Annotated in this window: 16 protein-coding genes; 5 read left to right on the top strand and 11 right to left on the bottom strand. The window is 60.0% G+C overall.

Features of this window, described 5'->3' with window-relative positions:
- The first annotated feature begins 41 nt into the window (after nucleotides 1-41).
- The gene (locus tag ETHHA_RS01010) at nucleotides 42-935 is read left to right on the top strand and encodes an SPFH domain-containing protein (RefSeq protein ID WP_013484163.1); all 894 of its coding nucleotides are present in this window, start codon (nucleotides 42-44) and stop codon (nucleotides 933-935) included.
- 176 nt (nucleotides 936-1111) lie between these two features.
- Complete coding sequence (locus ETHHA_RS01005) at nucleotides 1112-1480, top strand: VOC family protein (protein ID WP_013484162.1); 369 nt, start codon at nucleotides 1112-1114, stop codon at nucleotides 1478-1480.
- 162 nt (nucleotides 1481-1642) lie between these two features.
- On the opposite strand, the gene ETHHA_RS01000 is transcribed toward ETHHA_RS01005, so the two are convergent.
- The 8 genes from ETHHA_RS01000 to ETHHA_RS00965 form a co-directional block, all read right to left on the bottom strand.
- On the bottom strand, nucleotides 1643-2812 hold the full coding sequence (locus tag ETHHA_RS01000) for a ribose-phosphate pyrophosphokinase (RefSeq protein WP_013484161.1): 1170 nt from the start codon (nucleotides 2810-2812) through the stop codon (nucleotides 1643-1645).
- Entirely contained in the window at nucleotides 2809-3450 is a 642-nt protein-coding gene (gene purN / locus ETHHA_RS00995; protein ID WP_013484160.1) for a phosphoribosylglycinamide formyltransferase, read from the bottom strand. Before purN ends, ETHHA_RS01000 begins: the two co-directional genes overlap by 4 nt.
- Nucleotides 3444-4478: a phosphoribosylformylglycinamidine cyclo-ligase gene (gene purM, locus ETHHA_RS00990; RefSeq protein ID WP_013484159.1), complete on the bottom strand. Its 1035-nt coding sequence runs from the start codon at nucleotides 4476-4478 to the stop codon at nucleotides 3444-3446. The genes purN and purM overlap by 7 nt, the downstream gene beginning before the upstream one ends.
- On the bottom strand, nucleotides 4479-5975 hold the full coding sequence (purF, locus tag ETHHA_RS00985) for an amidophosphoribosyltransferase (protein ID WP_013484158.1): 1497 nt from the start codon (nucleotides 5973-5975) through the stop codon (nucleotides 4479-4481). It abuts the gene before it with no gap.
- A gap of 112 nt (nucleotides 5976-6087) precedes the next feature.
- A complete protein-coding gene (gene purC / locus ETHHA_RS00980; RefSeq protein ID WP_013484157.1) occupies nucleotides 6088-6804 on the bottom strand; it encodes a phosphoribosylaminoimidazolesuccinocarboxamide synthase in 717 nt (238 codons plus the stop codon).
- Entirely contained in the window at nucleotides 6801-7307 is a 507-nt protein-coding gene (purE, locus tag ETHHA_RS00975; protein WP_013484156.1) for a 5-(carboxyamino)imidazole ribonucleotide mutase, read from the bottom strand. Before purE ends, purC begins: the two co-directional genes overlap by 4 nt.
- 456 nt (nucleotides 7308-7763) lie before the next feature.
- Nucleotides 7764-8726, bottom strand: a complete 963-nt coding sequence (locus ETHHA_RS00970) for an SPFH domain-containing protein (protein ID WP_013484155.1) — start codon at nucleotides 8724-8726, stop codon at nucleotides 7764-7766.
- Nucleotides 8727-8765: 39 nt separating this feature from the next.
- The gene (locus ETHHA_RS00965) at nucleotides 8766-9200 is read right to left on the bottom strand and encodes an NfeD family protein (RefSeq protein WP_013484154.1); all 435 of its coding nucleotides are present in this window, start codon (nucleotides 9198-9200) and stop codon (nucleotides 8766-8768) included.
- Nucleotides 9201-9824: 624 nt separating this feature from the next.
- Here ETHHA_RS00965 and thrS point away from each other — a divergent pair.
- Together thrS and ETHHA_RS00955 are read left to right on the top strand one after the other, a co-directional pair.
- Entirely contained in the window at nucleotides 9825-11762 is a 1938-nt protein-coding gene (thrS, locus tag ETHHA_RS00960; RefSeq protein ID WP_013484153.1) for a threonine--tRNA ligase, read from the top strand.
- Nucleotides 11763-12228: 466 nt separating this feature from the next.
- Nucleotides 12229-12672 carry a Fur family transcriptional regulator gene (locus tag ETHHA_RS00955; protein WP_041686993.1) on the top strand — a complete coding sequence of 148 codons (444 nt, stop codon included), beginning with the start codon at nucleotides 12229-12231 and terminating at the stop codon, nucleotides 12670-12672.
- Nucleotides 12673-12746: 74 nt separating this feature from the next.
- On the opposite strand, the gene ilvC is transcribed toward ETHHA_RS00955, so the two are convergent.
- From ilvC to ilvB, 3 genes are all read right to left on the bottom strand, one after another.
- Complete coding sequence (gene ilvC / locus ETHHA_RS00950; RefSeq protein WP_013484151.1) at nucleotides 12747-13739, bottom strand: ketol-acid reductoisomerase; 993 nt, start codon at nucleotides 13737-13739, stop codon at nucleotides 12747-12749.
- 92 nt (nucleotides 13740-13831) lie between these two features.
- The gene (gene ilvN, locus ETHHA_RS00945; protein ID WP_013484150.1) at nucleotides 13832-14356 is read right to left on the bottom strand and encodes an acetolactate synthase small subunit; all 525 of its coding nucleotides are present in this window, start codon (nucleotides 14354-14356) and stop codon (nucleotides 13832-13834) included.
- A 29-nt stretch (nucleotides 14357-14385) separates the two neighbouring features.
- Nucleotides 14386-16008 carry a biosynthetic-type acetolactate synthase large subunit gene (ilvB, locus tag ETHHA_RS00940; protein WP_013484149.1) on the bottom strand — a complete coding sequence of 541 codons (1623 nt, stop codon included), beginning with the start codon at nucleotides 16006-16008 and terminating at the stop codon, nucleotides 14386-14388.
- Nucleotides 16009-16429: 421 nt separating this feature from the next.
- Between ilvB and ETHHA_RS00935 the strand changes: the two genes are divergently transcribed.
- The gene (locus ETHHA_RS00935; RefSeq protein WP_013484148.1) at nucleotides 16430-17692 is read left to right on the top strand and encodes an ATP-binding protein; all 1263 of its coding nucleotides are present in this window, start codon (nucleotides 16430-16432) and stop codon (nucleotides 17690-17692) included.
- Nucleotides 17693-17709: the final 17 nt, after the last annotated feature.

Below are 17709 nucleotides of genomic sequence, written 5' to 3'. Positions count from 1 at the left end.
CAAAGATTATCCACCATCATGCGTCAAGGAGCGTGTTTTACATGTCCGAAAAACCGGTACAGGAAAAGGAATTCACTGCCGCCCCGGGGTTTGCGATGCTGCTGCTGGCCATTGTGAGCATCGTGGCCGCGGTGCTGCTGTTCGGGCTTGCGGCGGCCGCAAACAGCGGCGCCAGCCCGCTGTTTGTGCTGGCAGGAATCTTACTTATTGTGGCGTTCATCATCATCAGCGCGGGTTTTTTCAATCTGGCGCCCAACCAGGCCGCTGTTCTGAGTCTGTTTGGGGATTACAAGGGCACGTCCCACCAAAAAGGCCTGCTGTGGACCAACCCGTTCTACTCGAAAAAGAAGCTGTCTCTACGGGCACGCAGCCTCAACGGCGAAAACCTGAAAGTCAACGATGCGGCCGGCAACCCCATTGAGATCGCCGCCGTGGTGGTCTGGCACATCGGGGATTCATTCCGGGCGTCGTATGACGTGGAAAATTACGAGTCGTTCGTCAAGGTGCAGAGCGAGTCCGCCGTACGGCATCTGGCCAACCTGTATCCCTACGACACCAGCGGAGAGGAAGGCGCCAAGACCCTGCGCGGCAACACCGAGGAGGTTGCGCAGGCGCTCAGGCAGGAACTGCAGGAGCGCACCGAGAAGGCCGGCATCATCATTGAGGAGGCGCGTATCTCGCATCTGGCCTACGCGCCGGAGATCGCCGCCGTGATGCTCCAGCGGCAGCAGGCGTCGGCGGTCATCGCCGCCAGACAGATGATCGTGGAAGGCGCGGTGGGCATGGTACAGATGGCCATCGACCGGCTGGGCGAAAAAGGCGTGATCGAGTTGGATGAGGAACGCAAAGCCGCCATGGTGTCCAACCTGCTGGTGGTGCTCTGCGCCGAAAAGGCCGCCGCGCCCATCGTCAACACAGGGACGATGGGCCGCTGACGGAGAATCGGTCCACAGGGGCAAACCGGTATCAACCAGCCTTGCATCCCATTATGGCATGGAAATTTCCATCCGTATACCATAGTTCTGCAGTGCAAAACTGCAAGATTTCAGTGCAGGCGGACACAGCCCGCATTCAAGTTCAGGGATTATATGGTTGAACAGGAGCTTATGAAATGAAAAACTATGACAATTTTTTTCTCGGTGTAAATGATCTGTCTCAAGCAAAAAATTACTATGAAACCGTGCTCAACTTAAAACTGAAATTTGATTTTTCAAAAAATGGAATGATTGCATTCAATATAGGGAATGAAGAACCCGCAATCATTTTAAAAGATACCAATATCTTCAAAAACATGAAGCCGACTATTTGGTTTGAAGTTGAAAATGTTCAGGAAGAATACAAAAAATTGTCTCTGAAGGGTGTTCAATTTTTATCTGAACCGTTTGAGATTCGGACAGGTATGGCAGTGGAATTTGAAGACCCCTTCGGGAATAGACTGGGTATCACAGACTATACCGGGATTCAAAGGGGCACAGATTAGTCCATATATTTCCATGATGCAGTTAGGTCCAGGGAAGTTTGCACCGGACGGCAGGCGCACAGCCCGAAGCAGACGCGCTTTTCTGCGGAACTGTATGGCAAAAGCGCCGGGCAAATTGCCCGGCGCTTTTGCCGCATCGAAACGGTATGTAATCCGGCAGAATCAAGCCAGCGACTTCGCAGCTTTCTTATCCGCCGCCTGGTGTGATTGTTCCAGCCGGGCCATCAGCCGATGGATGCGGCCCACCGGGTTGAGCAGTTCGGACATTGAGCGGTCGAAGTTGAGGGTGTCGATCACCAGCGCGATGTATTTGGACATGTCCACCTCGGCGTACCACGGGCGCGCCTTGAGCGCTTCGGTACGGTAGACGAGATTGGTGGTGAAGACACGGTCGAACAGGCCGGCCGCATAGGCTTCGTCAAATTTCTTCAGGCCGTTGCAAAACAGGCCGAAGCTGGCAAACATAAAGATGCGGCCCACTTTTTTGGCGCGCAGCTGCTCGGCGATGTCGAGCATGGAGTCGCCGGAGGAAATGATGTCGTCCACGATGATGACGTCTTTTCCCTCCAGGTTGCCGCCGAGATACTCATGGCTGATGATGGGGTTGCGCCCACCCACGATGCGTGTATAGTCCCGACGTTTGTAGAACATGCCCAGCTCAAGCTCCAGCACGGACGAATAGTAGATGCAGCGGTTGAGGCCGCCCTCGTCCGGCGAAATGACCGCCACGTGCGAGCGGTCGATACGGATATCCGGCTCCTCGCGTACCAGCGCCTTGAGCATCTGGTAGGTGGGATGAATGTTTTCAAACCCGATGAGCGGGATGGCGTTCTGCACGCGCGGGTCGTGCGCGTCAAACGTGATGATGTTTTCCACCCCCAGCCGCTGAAGCTGCTGGAGCATCACCGCGCAGTCGAGCGATTCGCGAGAGGTACGGCGATGCTGGCGGCCCTCATACAGCATGGGCATAATGACGTTAATGCGCCGGGCTTTGCCGCCCGCCGCCGCAATGATGCGGGTGAGGTCCTGGAAGTGATCGTCCGGGCTCATGGGCACCTGCATGCCGTACATGTCGTAGGTGATGCCGTAGTTGAACATATCGGTGATGATGAACAGATCGTGCCCGCGCACCGACTGCCGGATGATGCTTTTCCCCTCGCCTGTGCCAAAACGCGGGCATTCCACCTCGATCTTGAATCCATGTTCGTTTCGGCTGCCCCGCCAATGTGTCAGCCAGTCGTTGACCGCCATGGCCGTATCCTCGCAGCCGTTCATGCCGACGATGCCGAGTTCCCCCACCGGCATGGGCATTTTGAGCTCTTCTCCGCTCATTCCTGCTCCCCCTGTTCCTTGATGATGACTTTTCCGTCATCCGTCCATTCCAACCGTCCGTCACAAAACAGCGCCACCGCCCGCGGCAGGATCTCCCATTCCGCCTGCCGCATCACGCGCTGCTGCAGGGCCTCCGCCGTGTCCCCCTGCCGAACCTCCACCGCTTTTTGCAAAATGATCGCGCCGCCGTCGGTCACCTCGTTGACGAAATGCACCGTGGCGCCGGTGACTTTCACGCCGTAAGCGAGCGCCGCCTCATGCACGCGCAGCCCGTAATAGCCCGGCCCGCAGAACGACGGGATGAGCGACGGGTGTACGTTGATCATGCGGCCCTTATAGGCGTCGGTAACCGCCCGACCCAGGATGGACAGATAGCCCGCCAGCACCACCAGATCGGCGCCCACGGCATCCAACTGTGCCAGCAGCGCCTGCTCGAACGCGGCCGGGTCGGCATAATCGGCCCGGCGTGCCACGCAGGACGGGATGCCGTGCTTTCTGGCACGCTCCAGCGCGAACACGCCCGGTTTGCTGGCTGCCACCAGCACGATGCGCCCATGGATTTTGCCGGTTTCTACCGCGTCGATGAGCGCCTGCAGGTTGGTGCCGCCGCCGGAGACCAGCACCGCGATGTTTACCATATCGCCACTCCGTCGCCGCCTCTGGCGACCTCGCCCACCAGATAAGCATCCTCGCCCGCGTCTTTCAGCACGCGCAACGCCTCGTCCGCCCGTTCGGCGGGTACCGCCGCCACCATACCAAGCCCCATGTTGAAGGTGTTGAACATATCGCGCTCGGAAATGCTGCCGGTCTCGCGGATGAGCGGAAAAATGGGCGGCACGGGGAAATTCTCCTTGCGGATGACGGCCTGCAAGCCCTCCGGCAGCATGCGCGGGATGTTTTCATAAAAGCCGCCGCCCGTGATGTGGGACACGCCGTGCACCGGCACCGCGGCAAGCAGCGCCAGCAGCGGCTTTACATAGATTTTGGTGGGGGTGAGCAGTGTTTCGCCCAGCGTGGCGCCCAGCTCGTCCACATAGACGTTCAGTTTTTCACGGTCGATGCCGAATATTTTGCGCACCAGGGAAAAGCCGTTGGAATGCACACCGCTCGAGGCCAGACCGATGAGCGCGTCGCCCTCCCGCACGTTCTCTTTCGAGAGCATGGCGTCTTTTTCCACCGCGCCCACGCAGAAACCGGCGAGGTCATATTCGTCCTCCGGATAGAAGCCGGGCATCTCCGCCGTTTCGCCGCCCACAAGCGCCGCGCCCGCCTGCACGCAGCCTTCCGCCACGCCCGAGACCACCGCGGCGATCTTTTCCGGCGTGTTTTTGCCGGTGGCGATGTAATCAAGGAAAAACAGCGGCTTCGCGCCCACGCAGACCACGTCGTTGACGCACATGGCCACGCAGTCGATACCGACGGTGTCGTGTCGGTCCAGCAGGAATGCCAGCTTGAGCTTGGTGCCCACGCCGTCGGTGCCCGAAACCAGGACGGGATGCCGCAGGTTCAGTTCGCCGAGGTCGAACAGGCCGCCAAAACCGCCCAGCCCTTCCATCACGCCGGGAACCATGGTGCGCGCCACGTGCGCTTTCATGAGTTCCACCGCTTTGTAACCCGCGGTGACGTCCACCCCGGCCGCTTTGTAACTTTCACTGAAGCTTTTCATTCACGCACCTCCCGCGGCGGGCCAGGCATCGCTGTCGCCGTTCTCGTTTTTGATAATCCTGAAATCCACCGCGTTTTTCTTTTCGCTCAGCTTGCGCTCGAACCGGTCTTTGGGAACATCGTCCGGCACTTCCACTGCGTATCGCCCCGTGAAGCAGCCCGCGCAGTAGCCGTCTTTGAGCCCCGGTACGATATGCGCGAGATCCTCCACCCGCAGGTAACCCAGCGAATCCGCGCTGATGGTGTCCCGGATCTCCGGGATGGACATCCGGCAGGCGATGAGGTTATCGCGCGAGTCGATGTCGGTGCCGAAATAGCACGGGTTTGTAAACGGCGGCGAAGAGATGCGCACATGCACCTCGGTGGCGCCGGCCTCGCGCAGCAGCGCGACGATGCGCGCGCTGGTGGTGCCGCGCACGATGGAGTCATCCACCATCACCACGCGCTTACCCGCCACGGCGCTCCGGAGCGCGTTGAGCTTGATGCGCACCGCACGCGCGCGCTGGATTTGCGTGGGTTGAATGAAGGTGCGGCCCACATAGCGGTTTTTGATGAAGCCCAGCCCATACGGAATGCCGGACTCCTCGGCGTAGCCGAGTGCGGCGTCGATACCGGAGTCGGGCACGCCCACCACAAGGTCGGCTTCCACCGGGTATTCCTTCGCCAGGCAGCGCCCGGCCTCTTTCCGCGCCAGGTGGACGCTGGCCCCGCCGATGAAAGAATCCGGGCGGGCGAAATAGATAAATTCGAAGATGCACTGCGAAGGCTTCTGCCCGCACAGCTCCCGAATGCTGGTGATGCGCCCGCCCTCCGCCACCACGATCTCGCCGGGCTCCACGTCGCGGACATAGTCCGCACCGATGGCGTCGAGCGCACAGGTTTCGGAGGCGAACACCACGCTTTTTCCGACTTGGCCCACGCAGAGAGGACGGTAGCCCTGCGGGTCGCGCGCAGCGATGAGCTTACGCGGCGACATGAGCACCACCGAATAGGCGCCGCGAATGGTCTTCATCGTTTCGAGGAACGCCTGTTCGATGGAAGGGGTATGCAGGCGGTTGCGCGCCACAATGTAGGCCATCACCTCGGTGTCGTTGGTGCTCTGGAAAATGGCGCCGCTCTGTTCAAGCTGCTTGCGCAGCTCGAACGCGTTGACCAGATTGCCGTTGTGCGCCAGCGCAATGGTGCCTTTAGCATATTTCATCACCAGCGGCTGGGCGTTTTCACGCGTGTTGCCGCCGGTAGTGGAATAGCGCACGTGCCCCACCGCCATCTGCCCGGCGCCCAGCTTGTTGAGCTCCGTCTCTTGAAAAACATCCGGCACCAGGCCGAGGTCCTTGTGTGCGCGGATAATGCCGTCGTCGTTCACGGCGATGCCGCAGCTTTCCTGCCCCCGGTGCTGAAGGGCATATAATGCCGTATAGGCCGTGTGTGCTACGTCCAAACCCTCGTAGTCATAAATGCCGAAAACACCGCATTCTTCGTGTGGCTTGTCCTGCATGGGGGTCTCCTTTCACACCCGAGCCGCACCTTGGCGGCGGAGGGGAAGCGTCTGTCCGCAGAATCCCGCGGACAGGGTGGGCAAAATGCCGGGATCGAAAACGGACCTCGTCTTATTCCCCGAACAGGCGATGCAAAATCTCCTGATACGCGCCTTCCACATTGCCGAGGTCGCGGCGGAAACGGTCCTTATCCAGTTTTTCGTGGGTCTTGCTGTCCCAAAAGCGGCAGGTATCCGGCGAAATCTCGTCCGCAAGGATGATCGTGCCGTCGGTGGTCTTGCCGAATTCCAGTTTGAAATCCACCAGCTCAATGCCGATGCCGGCGAAGAAGGTTTTCAGGTAATCGTTGACCTTGAAGGCCAGCGTGGTGATGGTGTCGATGTCCTCACGGGTGGCAAGGCCCATGGCCAGCGCGTGGTAATCATTGATAAGCGGATCGTCCAGATCATCGTTTTTATAAGAAAATTCCAGCGTGGGGATGGGCAGCACGGTGCCCTCCGGGATGCCCAGCCGTTTGGACATGGAACCGGCGGCGATGTTGCGGATAATGACTTCCAGCGGCACGATGGTCACTTTTTTGACCAGCGTTTCGCGCTCGGAGAGTTCTTTCACAAAATGGGTGGGCACGCCCGCTTCTTTTTCCAGTTTTTCCATCAGGAAGTTGGTCACGCGGTTGTTGATGACACCCTTGCCCGAGATGGTGCCTTTTTTCTTGCCGTTGAACGCGGTGGCGTCGTCCTTATAATCGACGATGAACAGCTCGGGATCATCGGTTTTGTAGACTTTTTTGGCCTTACCTTCGTAAATTTGCTCCAGTTTTGTACTCATAGTTTTTCTACCTCCGTCTGCAAAGCCATATCTTTTTTTTCCACGCCGTCGGCCATGGATTGCTTGTAGTCCAGCAGTTTTTGGGTGAGCTCCGCGTTGCCCAGCGCCAGAATCTGGATGGAAAGAAACGCGGCGTTTTTCGCGCCGTCCACCGCCACGGTGGCCACGGGGATGCCGGAGGGCATCTGCACCGTGGAAAGCAGGGCGTCCAGCCCGCCGAACGCGGCCGATTTCACCGGGATGCCGATGACCGGCAGCACGCTCTGCGCCGCCATCGCACCGGCCAGATGGGCCGCCATGCCGGCCGCCGCAATGAGCACGCCGAAGCCGTTTTCCGCCGCGCTTTTGGCAAACGCCGCCGCTTTGCCGGGGGTGCGGTGCGCCGAGCACACATGTACCTCAAACGGCACCCCGAATTCTTTGAGCGTGGTGAGGCAGCCTTTCACCACGGGCAGGTCGCTGTCGCTGCCCATGATGACAGCCACTTTTTTCAGTTCCTGCATGTTTGTTTCCTCCTGTTGCATTTACAAAAAAATACACTCCCATAATTTGGAAGTGTATTTTTGATTATACTTGTCTTGCGCCCGCGCCCTCGCGGAAAGAGACGCCGCCCGCTCTGCAATATGAAAAGGCCAGCAGCCAGGCCATATAAGTCGCGGTCACAGCGGATACCTCCCAACGATACGCATCAAAGTCAACCCAGTATCTCTTATTTTATGGCAAACGGCGCTATATTGCAAGTGAAAATTGCACTTTCCATGTTTCGGTATTGCATTTTGGCAAAACTGTCCGAAAAAGCACGCAGGCAAATGCCCTCTGTTTGCCGTTATATATGGAAACTGCGCAGGCCGTGCAAGCGGCACGGGCTTTTGCGTCAGTTTTTACAGAAACCATACACATTTTTTACATTTTATGGAGGAATAGCGTGGGCTCGAACGAGAATGCCGGCGGGGTTCCGCTCAAGCCTTTTCCACCGGTTGCGCGGGTGCCGGGTCACCGGTTACCAGTTCCTTGACCGACACGGCGAGGGAAGCCAGCGACTGGAGCTCGGACGGAATGATGATCTTGGTAGCCTTGCCGTCGGCGACTTTGGCCAGCGCGTCCAGCGATTTAAGCGCGATGACCTTGTCGGTCGGCGCGGCCGCGTTGAGCAGCTTCAAGCTGTCGGCCAGCGCCTGCTGCACCTTGATGATGGCTTCCGCCTCGCCCTCGGCCTCGATGATCTTCGACTGTTTCACGCCCTCGGCGTGGAGGATGGCGGATTCCTTAGCAGCCTCGGCCTGCAGGATCTGCGCCTGCTTCTGGCCTTCGGACACCAGCACCTGGCTGGCCTTTTCGCCTTCGGCGCGCAGCACGGCCTGGCGGCGTTCACGCTCGGCCTTCATCTGCTTTTCCATCGCGTCCTGGATCTCACGCGGGGGCACGATGTTTTTCAGCTCCACGCGGTTGACCTTGATGCCCCACGGGTCGGAGGCCACGTCGAGAATGGTGCGGATCTTGGTGTTGATGACATCGCGCGAGGTAAGGGTGTGATCGAGTTCCAAATCGCCGATGATGTTGCGCAGGGTGGTGGCCGTGAGGTTCTCAATGGCCTGAATGGGGCGCTCCACGCCGTAGGTGTAGAGCTTGGGGTCGGTCACCTGGAAAAAGACGATGGTGTCGATCTGCATGGTCACGTTGTCCTTGGTGATGACCGGCTGCGGCGGGAAATCCACCACCTGCTCCTTAAGAGAGATGATCTTGGCGATGCGGTCGATGAACGGAGCCTTAAATTTGATGCTGCCAGAGCTCCAGGTGGTGTAATATGCGCCCAGCCGCTCCACGACGAAAGCGCTTGCCTGCGGCACGATGCGGAAGCAGCTGATGAGCACGCCGATGATGACGATGGCAAGGACGATCCAGATGAGGATGGTGACATCCATAGCTTTCCCTCCTGTTGCGGGGACATACCCCGGCTGTGTTTATTCGACGGAAACGATCAGTTTAACGCCTTCGATACGCTCGATGCGGACTTTTTCACCAGCGGGAATGGGCGCTCCGGTACCGGAGCGTGCCATCCATGTCACGCCCGAAACAACAACCGCGCCGGTCTCGGCCAGGTTGTCGATGCGCTCGCAGACAACCGCTTCCCGCCCAATCAGCCGGTCGGCGTTGGTGGAAGTGCGCGGCGGCGTTTTGATGAAACGTTTCAAAAACGGGCGTGTGAAGAACAGCAATACCGCCGATATACCCACGAACAGCAGAAATTGTATCAGCAGCGATTGGCCGAACGAAGCCGCCAGCATGGCAAACACACCGCCGATGGCCGGCCAGATGGCGACCAGCTGGATGGTGGCCAGTTCGATCACGACCAGCACGATGACCACAATGAGCCAGAACAGCAGAATCCCGCTCATTTCCCTTCCCCCTTTCGGCCGGACAGGCGCGCGGACACGCCTGCCGTGGGCCCGTTTTCCCTATCAGCATTGTACCATGCGCACCCTCAAAAGGCAATCGGGGGACGGGCGCTTTTGTGTGACCGGCTCGTGGGATGACGGTGTTTTTTCAGGGCGCGCCCGCCCGGCTATCCGGGATTGAAAAGCAGGCCGCGCAGCCGTTATGCCGCTCGGCTTCCCTAAACCGGAAAGCGGGCTGTGCCCGCCCGCTTGACAGCGAAAGGGGATGGTGTTACACTACGGATAAAGTGATGATGGGGACAGTAGCCGGGACACGCGGGAACCAGAGAACGGCGCCCTGAAGGTTCGCCTTCAGGTGCTGGAAGCGCCGTTTCCGCCGCCCGGCGAACACCGCCCCGGAGCGCGCGCCACCGCTTGCGGGAAGGCGCGCCGGCCAAGCCCCGTTACCGGCAACGAAGCGGCGCTTATACGGATGTATCTATGTATAAAAAGCGCAATAAGGGTGGAACCGTGGGACTGTTTGATGCCTCACCCCTTTTTTGAGAGGGGTGGGGCATTTTTGCGCCGTGGATGCCTTTTCCCTCACGTACGGCAAACGGCGCCGAGAACAGGAGAGTGAACGATATGCCAAACATCACCTTGAAAGACGGCAGTATTCGTGCCGTGGAGCCGGGCGCGACGGCGCTCGCGCTGGCCAAAGAGCTGGGCGCGGGGTTATATAAGGCGGTCTGCGCCGCACGCATAGGCGGAAAAGTCGTGGACCTGCGCACCCAACTGCAGGACGGCGACACGCTCGAACTGCTCACATTCGATGACCCGGACGGTAAAAAAGCCTTCAACCACACCGCGTCGCACATTCTTGCGCAGGCCGTCAAGCGGCTCTATCCCGAGGTAAAGCTGACCATCGGTCCCGCCATTGAGGACGGCTTCTATTACGATTTCGACAGCGACCTCTCTTTCACACAGGAGGAACTGGCCAAAATCGAGGCCGAGATGAAGAAAATCGTCAAGGAAGACCTGCCCATCGAACGCTTCACTCTGCCCGCTCCCGAGGCCGTCAAGCTGATGGAGGAAAAAAGCGAACCGTATAAAGTGGAGCTCATCAACGAGCACGCCGGTAAGGGCGAGCCCATTTCCTTCTATAAACAGGGCGAGTTCACCGAGCTGTGCGCCGGCCCGCATCTGCCCGACACCGGGCGTGTCAAGGCGTTCAAGCTGACCTCCAGCACCGGCGCGTATTGGCGTGGCGATGCCAAAAACAAGATGCTGCGCCGCGTATACGGCACGGCGTTTCCCAAAAAGGCCGAACTGGATGCCCACATTACTATGCTGGAGGAGGCCCGCAAGCGCGACCATAACAAACTCGGCCGTGAACTGGGGTTCTTCACCACGGTGGATTATATCGGGCAGGGCCTGCCGGTGATGCTGCCCAAGGGCTCCCGCGTACTCCAGCTGCTTCAGCGCTTTGTGGAGGACGAGGAGGAAAAGCGCGGCTACCTGCTCACCAAAACGCCGCTGCTGGCCAAGAGCGACCTCTACAAAATTTCCGGCCATTGGGACCACTACCGCGACGGCATGTTCGTGCTGGGCGATGAGGAAAAGGACGACGAGGTGTTCGCCCTGCGCCCCATGACCTGCCCGTTCCAGTTCCAGGTCTACCTCAACAAAAAGCGCAGCTACCGTGATCTGCCCATGCGCCTGGGCGAGACCTCCACGCTGTTCCGCAACGAAGCGTCCGGCGAGATGCACGGGCTCATCCGCGTGCGGCAGTTCACCATTTCGGAAGGCCACATCGCCTGCCGCCCCGACCAGTTGGAGGAAGAATTCAAAGGCTGCGTCGATCTGGCGAATTTCATGCTCAAAACGGTCGGGCTGGACGAGGATGTGTCCTACCGCTTCTCCAAATGGGATGAGAACGACCGCGACAAATATATCGGCACCAGCGAACAGTGGGAAGAAGTACAGGACCGCATGCGCAACATCCTGGACGACCTCGGCATCCAATACACCGAGGCGTCGGGCGAGGCGGCGTTCTACGGACCCAAGCTTGACATCCAGATCCGTAATGTATTCGGTAAGGAAGACACCCTCATCACCGTGCAGATCGACTTCCAGCTGGCCAAACGCTTTGAAATGAAATATACCGACACGGACGGGCAGGAGAAATATCCCTATGTTATCCACCGCACGTCCATCGGCTGCTATGAACGCACCCTGGCTCTGCTCATCGAAAAATACGCCGGCGCAATGCCCACCTGGCTGGCCCCCGAGCAGGTGCGTGTGCTGCCCATCTCCGAGAAGCACGAGGCGTATGCCCAACCCGTGCTGGAAAAACTCCGCGCCGCCGGCCTGCGCGCCACCGTGGACCAGCGCAACGAGAAGATCGGCTACCGCATCCGCGAGGCACAGCTCGAAAAAGTGCCCTATATGCTGGTGGCGGGCGACCGCGAGGCCGAAGAGGGCACGGTGTCGGTGCGCGCGCGCGTAGGCGAGGGCGGCACCCAGACCGTGGATGCCTTTTTGAAGGATATCCTGCAGGAAATCGCCGAAAAACGGCATTGAATCGGGCGGTTCGTTGTATTCCGGTGTGCGGCACCGGGGGCGGAACGGTTGGTTTATACGGAAATCGGTCGGATTATGTAAACCGACACATCGCCGTTTCTCGACAGGTTGCGGAGGAAAACCTCTGATTTTTCCACAACGGGCCTCTCCGGTGGGCAATCCGAGCGGGCTGCGCGGTGGAAAACCCGGTGGAAAGTGTGGAAAGGTTCTGGTTGAGACGGGAAAATCCTCTGTTATGTAAAGCTGCCGTAAAGAAATCCACTTTTGCAGAGCGGATGGATGATGTATGCAAGGGCAAAGCGGGTGTCCCGTTCAGAGGCGCCCGCTTTGTTGTTTGGATGGGCGGCTGCCTGTCGGCGGGTGTATCCTCACTTGCCAAACCGGGCGATCCGGCTTATACTATAAAGAAATGCAGCACCCGGCGCACGGCATCGCGCGCCGGGCCGGGCAGGAGCGGGGGGTCGCATTGGAAAAACCGCATAAGGAAACCAGAAACACCAAACAAAAGCAGTTGATTTTGGACTGCATGAAAAACGCGGGCGGCGCGCATATGACGGCCGAGGAGATCTACAACCGCATCCGGCAGGAGAGCCAGACCATCAGCATCGCCACGGTCTATCGCAATCTGCGGCTGCTGGAGGAAAACGGCACGGTCAAGAAGGTCTATGTGGCGGACGATTCGCTTGCCTATTATGAAATGAGCGATGCACAGTCGCCGCACGCGCACCACCACCTGGTCTGCCGGAAATGCGGCGCGATCCTGGATTTTGAAGCCGACCTGCTCGACGGACTTGAACGGCTCATCGAATCGACCAAACATTTTCAGATCGAGGATCATCGCGTGGTTTTTTACGGGGTCTGCGAAGCCTGCCGCAGGCGGGACGGGGAAAACGCGCAGCCCCGGAAATGATGCGCGAGCGGCATCCATATGAAAAGGGCCGACGGCAGTTGCCGTCGGCCCTTTTGCTGCGTTTGGAAAAACGCTTATTTTTTGAGGAAGGTCATCTGGCTGCGGAGCTGTTGGCCCACTTCCACCAGTTGGGCCTCGGCGCCCTTGCGGCGCAGCGCGTTGAAGTTCGGGCGGCCCACACGGTTCTCCAGAATCCATTCGCGGGCGAATTTGCCTTCCTGGATGTCCTTGAGAACGTCTTTCATCGCCTTGCGGGTCTCATCGGTGATGATCTTCGGCCCGGTGATATAGTCGCCGTATTCCGCGGTGTCGCTGATGGACTTGCGCATGGCCTCAAAGCCGCCGGCGTAGATCAGGTCCACGATCAGTTTCATTTCGTGGATGCACTCGAAATAGGCGTTCTCCGGCGCGTAGCCCGCTTCCACCAGCGTTTCGAAACCGGCCTGCATGAGGGCGGTCACGCCGCCGCAAAGCACGGCCTGCTCACCGAAGAGGTCGGTCTCGGTCTCCACGCGGAAGGTGGTTTCGAGGATGCCGGCGCGTGCGCCGCCGATGCCCGCGGCATAGGCCAGCGCGATCTCTTTGGTTTTACCGGAATGATCCTGCTCCACCGCGATGAGGCAGGGGGTACCGGCACCGCGCAGGTATTCGCTGCGCACGGTGTGGCCCGGAGCTTTCGGGGCGACCATGAACACGTCCACGTTTTTGGGCGGGACGATCTGGCCGAAGTGGATGTTGAAACCGTGGGCGAACGCAAGCGCTTTGCCTTCGGTGAGATTCGGGGCGATGTCTTTTTCGTACATGGCCGCCTGTTTCTCATCGTTGATGAGGATCATGATGATGTCGGCTTCAGCCGCCGCTTCGGCCGCCGTCATCACGGTCAGGCCGGCCGCTTCGGCCACATGCCAGGACCGGCTGCCTTTGTACAGGCCCACGATCACGTCTATGCCGCTCTCGTTGAGGTTCAGCGCATGGGCGTGGCCCTGGCTGCCATAACCGATGATGGCGATCTTTTTGCCTTTGAGCAGGCTGATGTTGCAGTCGCTTTCATAATACATCTTTGCCATTGTTGAATGACCTCCCGGCCGGTTTCCCGGCATTCTTATATGGATATGGATTTATCTGCACTGCGGAACGGTTGTTCCGCAAGGTTCAGCGTTTAGGAAACGGACGGCTCCTCCGCCGGCTTTCTGCCCGCGGTGATGTCCTGCGCGCCCTTTTCGAGCGCAATGGTGCCGGTACGTACCGTTTCGCGGATGCCGTACGGCGCCAGCAGCGATTCCAGGCTGGCGATGCGGGACGCGGTACCCGAGATTTCCAGCGTGAGGGTGGTGCGGGTCACGTCCACGATCCGGGCGTCGAAAATGTCTGCGATCTGCACGACCTCCGACCGGTTCGCCGCCATGCACGCCACCTTGAGCAGCACCAGCTCCCGGCTGATGAACTGCCCGTGCGGCAGCGTTTTGACTTTGATGACGTCGATAAGCTTGTTAAGCTGCTTCTCCACCTGCTCGGTGGTATATTCGTCACCGTCCACCACAATGGTGATGCGGGAGACCGACGGATCCTGCGTGACGCCTACGGCCAGACTGTCAATGTTGAAGGCGCGGCGCGAGAACAGCCCGGCCACTTTGGAGAGTACGCCCGGGCGGTTTTCCACCAGAACGGACAGGGTATGCTTCATCTGTTTCAGTCTCCTTTCGGTCGCGGCGGTCAGAGCGTCGGCTCGTCGGGGTCGATGCGGCATTCCAGCAGATAAGGGCCGGGTGCGTGCAGCATGCGCGCGACGGCGTCCGGAACGTCCGCGTCGTTCTCCACGCGGCGGCTTTCCAGCCCGTAGGCTTTGGCCAGCAACTGGAAATCCGGATCGCCGCAGCCGAGCGAGGTGGCCACATACCGCCCGCCGTAGTGCTTGGTCTGCAGTTCGTGCACCATGCCCAGGCAGTCGTTGTGCATCACGACAAGCTTGATGTCCAGTCTGTACTGGCGGATGGTGGCCAGTTCCATCATGGACATATGGAACGCGCCGTCCCCGCACACGGCTACGATCTGTCTCTCCGGCAACGCCACCGCCGCACCTACGGCGGCGGGCAGGCTGTAGCCCATGGTGCCCATGCCGCCTGTGGTAAGGAAACGCCCGTGCCGCATGGCGAGGTGGTTGGCCGCCCAGATCTGGGACTGCCCCACGTCCGCCACCACCACGGCATCGTCCTCCATCTGTGCGGCAAGCGTGCGGAAAAAGGCACGCGGCTCAATACAGCCGCTGTGTGGGGGGCGCGCAGGCTCGGGCGCGTCCCGCAGGCTTTCCAGAGAAGCCACCCATGCGGCGGTATCGCCCGGCACGGTCTGCTCGGTCAACGCCTCCAGCACCAGCCGCAGGTCGCCCACCAGCGGAAGTTCGGCATCCATGTTTTTGCCGATCTCCGCCGGGTCCACATCAATGTGCACCACGCAGGTGCGCGCGGCGATCTGATCCGGCTCCGCCACGGAGCGGTCGCCCACCCGGCCGCCGGCGATGATGAGCAGGTCACAGTTGTGCAGGGCATGGTTGGCCACCGCGCGCCCGTGGGTGCCCAGCATGCCGAACGCCAGTGGATGGGCTGCGGGCAGCGCGCCGATGCCCATCAGCGTATTTACCACCGGGATGCGGCACTTTTCCGCAAAGGCGGCGAGCACGGCCTGCGCGTGCGCGGAGAAAATGCCGCCGCCCGCGCAGATGACAGGTTTTTGCGCCCGGGCGACGCGCTCGGCCACCCGCTTGATCTGGAGCGCGTGGCCTTTGGTGCGCGGTTTGTAGCCGCGGATGTCCACTTTTTCGTGGTGCGCCGGTGAAGTCACCGGCTGCTCCTGTATGTCGGACGGCACGTCCACCAGCACGGGGCCGGGACGGCCGCTGCGCGCGATATAGAACGCCTCTTTCATCACACGGGGCAGGTCGTTCGCGTCGCGCACCAGATAACTGTGCTTGCAGAACGGTTCCGCAGCGCCGGTGATATCCGCTTCCTGAAACACGTCGCGGCCGATGAGGCCGCTTTGCACCTGCCCGGTGATGGCCACCAGCGGGATGGAGTCCATGTAGGCTGTGGCCAGCGCGGTGATGAGGTTGGTCGCGCCCGGGCCGGAGGTGGCAAAACACACACCCGGTGAACCGGAAACACGGGCATAGCCGCTGGCCGCGTGCCCGGCGCTTTGCTCATGGCGCACAAGATGATAGGTGATATCGGACGCCGCGAGCGCGTCCAGAAACGGGCAGATTGCTGCCCCCGGATAACCGAATAACGTGCGGACACCTTCCGCTTCAAGTGCGGTTACCATGGCTTGTGCGCCGTTTGGCATACTGAGCGTTCCTCCTGCGTGACGACATTGTCCGTTCAATAAAGAGTTTGCGGAAACAGGCCTGCCTGTGGGTGGAATCGCGTGGAATACCGCAGGCTGTTCAATATGATATTATAGCCTCAAACGGCGCGGCGCGCAACCTTTCCGGCAAAATTGCCGGGGCTTTGCGTCGGGGCGGCGGTTCCGGAGCGGACAAACGGGAAGGCAAACGGAGTGCGCTCCAATTTGAGGATATGCAGAAATCACCGAGACAGGCGCGTGCCTTATTGGGATCGTATGCCGGTCGTTCGTGTGGAATCCGCCTGAACCGAAAAGCGGGCAATGTCCGTGTTGACAGCGGGGCGGGCGCAGGTCTACAATAAGCGGTGACACGCGGCGGGCTTCCGGCCCGCGCAACATAAAAAAGGTGTGGATGTTATAAATGGATACGGTGCAAAAAGCGCGTCTGGCGCTTTCTTCTTTGGGGCTTTATCGCCCGCTGCTGGAAAAACCCGTGGTGGCGGCCTTTGCAAAGGTGCTGGAAACAGCGCACGGCGCGGAGCTGCGCGGGTTTCTGGACGCATACGGCGCGTTCATCAGCCTGCTCGCGCCGGCAAGAGCGACGGCCGGAGTGCTGGATTTTTCCGGCGCGCTGCACACGCTTGTGCAGCAGAATGACAGCCTGTTTGCCAGGCAGGCCGCGGCCGGGCGGGTGGAAGAAGCCGTGCGCGCCGCCGCCGCCCGCGATCTGGAAGCGCTTTCCATGGCGCTTGACCTTTCGCCGCGCGAGATCAAAGCCGCGGCAAGCGCCTCGTTTGACGACGACGATTCGGTGGCGTTCATCGACTCGCTGCCCGATTTTATCACCGGCGGTTCGTTTTCGACGGAAGAAACGAAACAGTTCCATGCCACCCACGGCTGCGGCGTGTTCGCCAGCTTCGGCGCGTTCAAGTGGCAGCGCGGCGTTTCGGGGGACAGCAGCCTGTTCGGCATCTCCTCGCCCGATCCGGTGCGCCTTGCCCAGCTCAAGGGCTATGAGTATGAGCGCAACATCGTGCTGGAAAACACCGCGAATTTCCTCGACGGCATCTCGGCCAACAACATGCTGCTTTACGGCGACCGCGGCACCGGCAAATCCTCCACCGTCAAGGCGGTGTTCAACGAGTTCCGCGGGCGCGGGCTGCGCATCATCGAGGTATCCAAGGACTGCATCGTGGAATTTGCCCGCATCATTGAGCGCATCGGCTCGGTGCCGCTGAAATTCATCATTTTCATCGACGATCTGAGCTTCAGCGACGACGACGACAATTATTCCGCCCTCAAGGCCGTGCTAGAAGGCGGTGTGGCCGCCCGCCCGCGCAATACGGTCATCTATGCCACCTCCAACCGGCGGCATTTTGTCAAGGAGAGTTTTTCCGAGCGCGACAGCGAGATCCATGCCGGGGACGCCATGCAGGAAAAACTCTCGCTGGCCGACCGTTTCGGCATCACGGTCACGTTCACCTCGCCTGACCAGCGGCTTTATTTCGATATCGTGCGCGCGCTCGCGGCCGACCGTGGCCTGGATGTGGACGGCGCGCAGCTCGAGCGCGGCGCGGCGCAGTGGGCGCTGCGGTACAATGGGCGCTCGCCCCGCACCGCCACGCAGTATATCGACTGGGTGGCCGGGCGCATCAAAAAAGGCCTGCCGCTCGACGATTTCTGATGGCATACCGTACAGAG

Source organism: Ethanoligenens harbinense YUAN-3 (assembly GCF_000178115.2).
GTDB classification, from domain to species: domain Bacteria; phylum Bacillota; class Clostridia; order Oscillospirales; family Ethanoligenentaceae; genus Ethanoligenens; species Ethanoligenens harbinense.
The sequence above is the reverse complement of the archived record's forward strand: the minus strand, read 5'-3'. Positions and strand labels throughout refer to the sequence as shown.

Excerpts from the sequence above, each read along its gene's own strand:
- ETHHA_RS01010 (WP_013484163.1), top strand. The coding sequence starts at position 42 with ATGTCCGAAAAACCGGTACAGGAAAAGGAATTCACTGCCGCCCCGGGG.
- ETHHA_RS01005 (WP_013484162.1), top strand. The coding sequence starts at position 1,112 with ATGAAAAACTATGACAATTTTTTTCTCGGTGTAAATGATCTGTCTCAA.
- ETHHA_RS01000 (WP_013484161.1), bottom strand. The coding sequence starts at position 2,812 with ATGAGCGGAGAAGAGCTCAAAATGCCCATGCCGGTGGGGGAACTCGGC.
- purN (WP_013484160.1), bottom strand. The coding sequence starts at position 3,450 with ATGGTAAACATCGCGGTGCTGGTCTCCGGCGGCGGCACCAACCTGCAG.
- purM (WP_013484159.1), bottom strand. The coding sequence starts at position 4,478 with ATGAAAAGCTTCAGTGAAAGTTACAAAGCGGCCGGGGTGGACGTCACC.
- purF (WP_013484158.1), bottom strand. The coding sequence starts at position 5,975 with ATGCAGGACAAGCCACACGAAGAATGCGGTGTTTTCGGCATTTATGAC.
- purC (WP_013484157.1), bottom strand. The coding sequence starts at position 6,804 with ATGAGTACAAAACTGGAGCAAATTTACGAAGGTAAGGCCAAAAAAGTC.
- purE (WP_013484156.1), bottom strand. The coding sequence starts at position 7,307 with ATGCAGGAACTGAAAAAAGTGGCTGTCATCATGGGCAGCGACAGCGAC.
- ETHHA_RS00970 (WP_013484155.1), bottom strand. The coding sequence starts at position 8,726 with ATGGATGTCACCATCCTCATCTGGATCGTCCTTGCCATCGTCATCATC.
- ETHHA_RS00965 (WP_013484154.1), bottom strand. The coding sequence starts at position 9,200 with ATGAGCGGGATTCTGCTGTTCTGGCTCATTGTGGTCATCGTGCTGGTC.
- thrS (WP_013484153.1), top strand. The coding sequence starts at position 9,825 with ATGCCAAACATCACCTTGAAAGACGGCAGTATTCGTGCCGTGGAGCCG.
- ilvC (WP_013484151.1), bottom strand. The coding sequence starts at position 13,739 with ATGGCAAAGATGTATTATGAAAGCGACTGCAACATCAGCCTGCTCAAA.
- ilvN (WP_013484150.1), bottom strand. The coding sequence starts at position 14,356 with ATGAAGCATACCCTGTCCGTTCTGGTGGAAAACCGCCCGGGCGTACTC.
- ilvB (WP_013484149.1), bottom strand. The coding sequence starts at position 16,008 with ATGCCAAACGGCGCACAAGCCATGGTAACCGCACTTGAAGCGGAAGGT.
- ETHHA_RS00935 (WP_013484148.1), top strand. The coding sequence starts at position 16,430 with ATGGATACGGTGCAAAAAGCGCGTCTGGCGCTTTCTTCTTTGGGGCTT.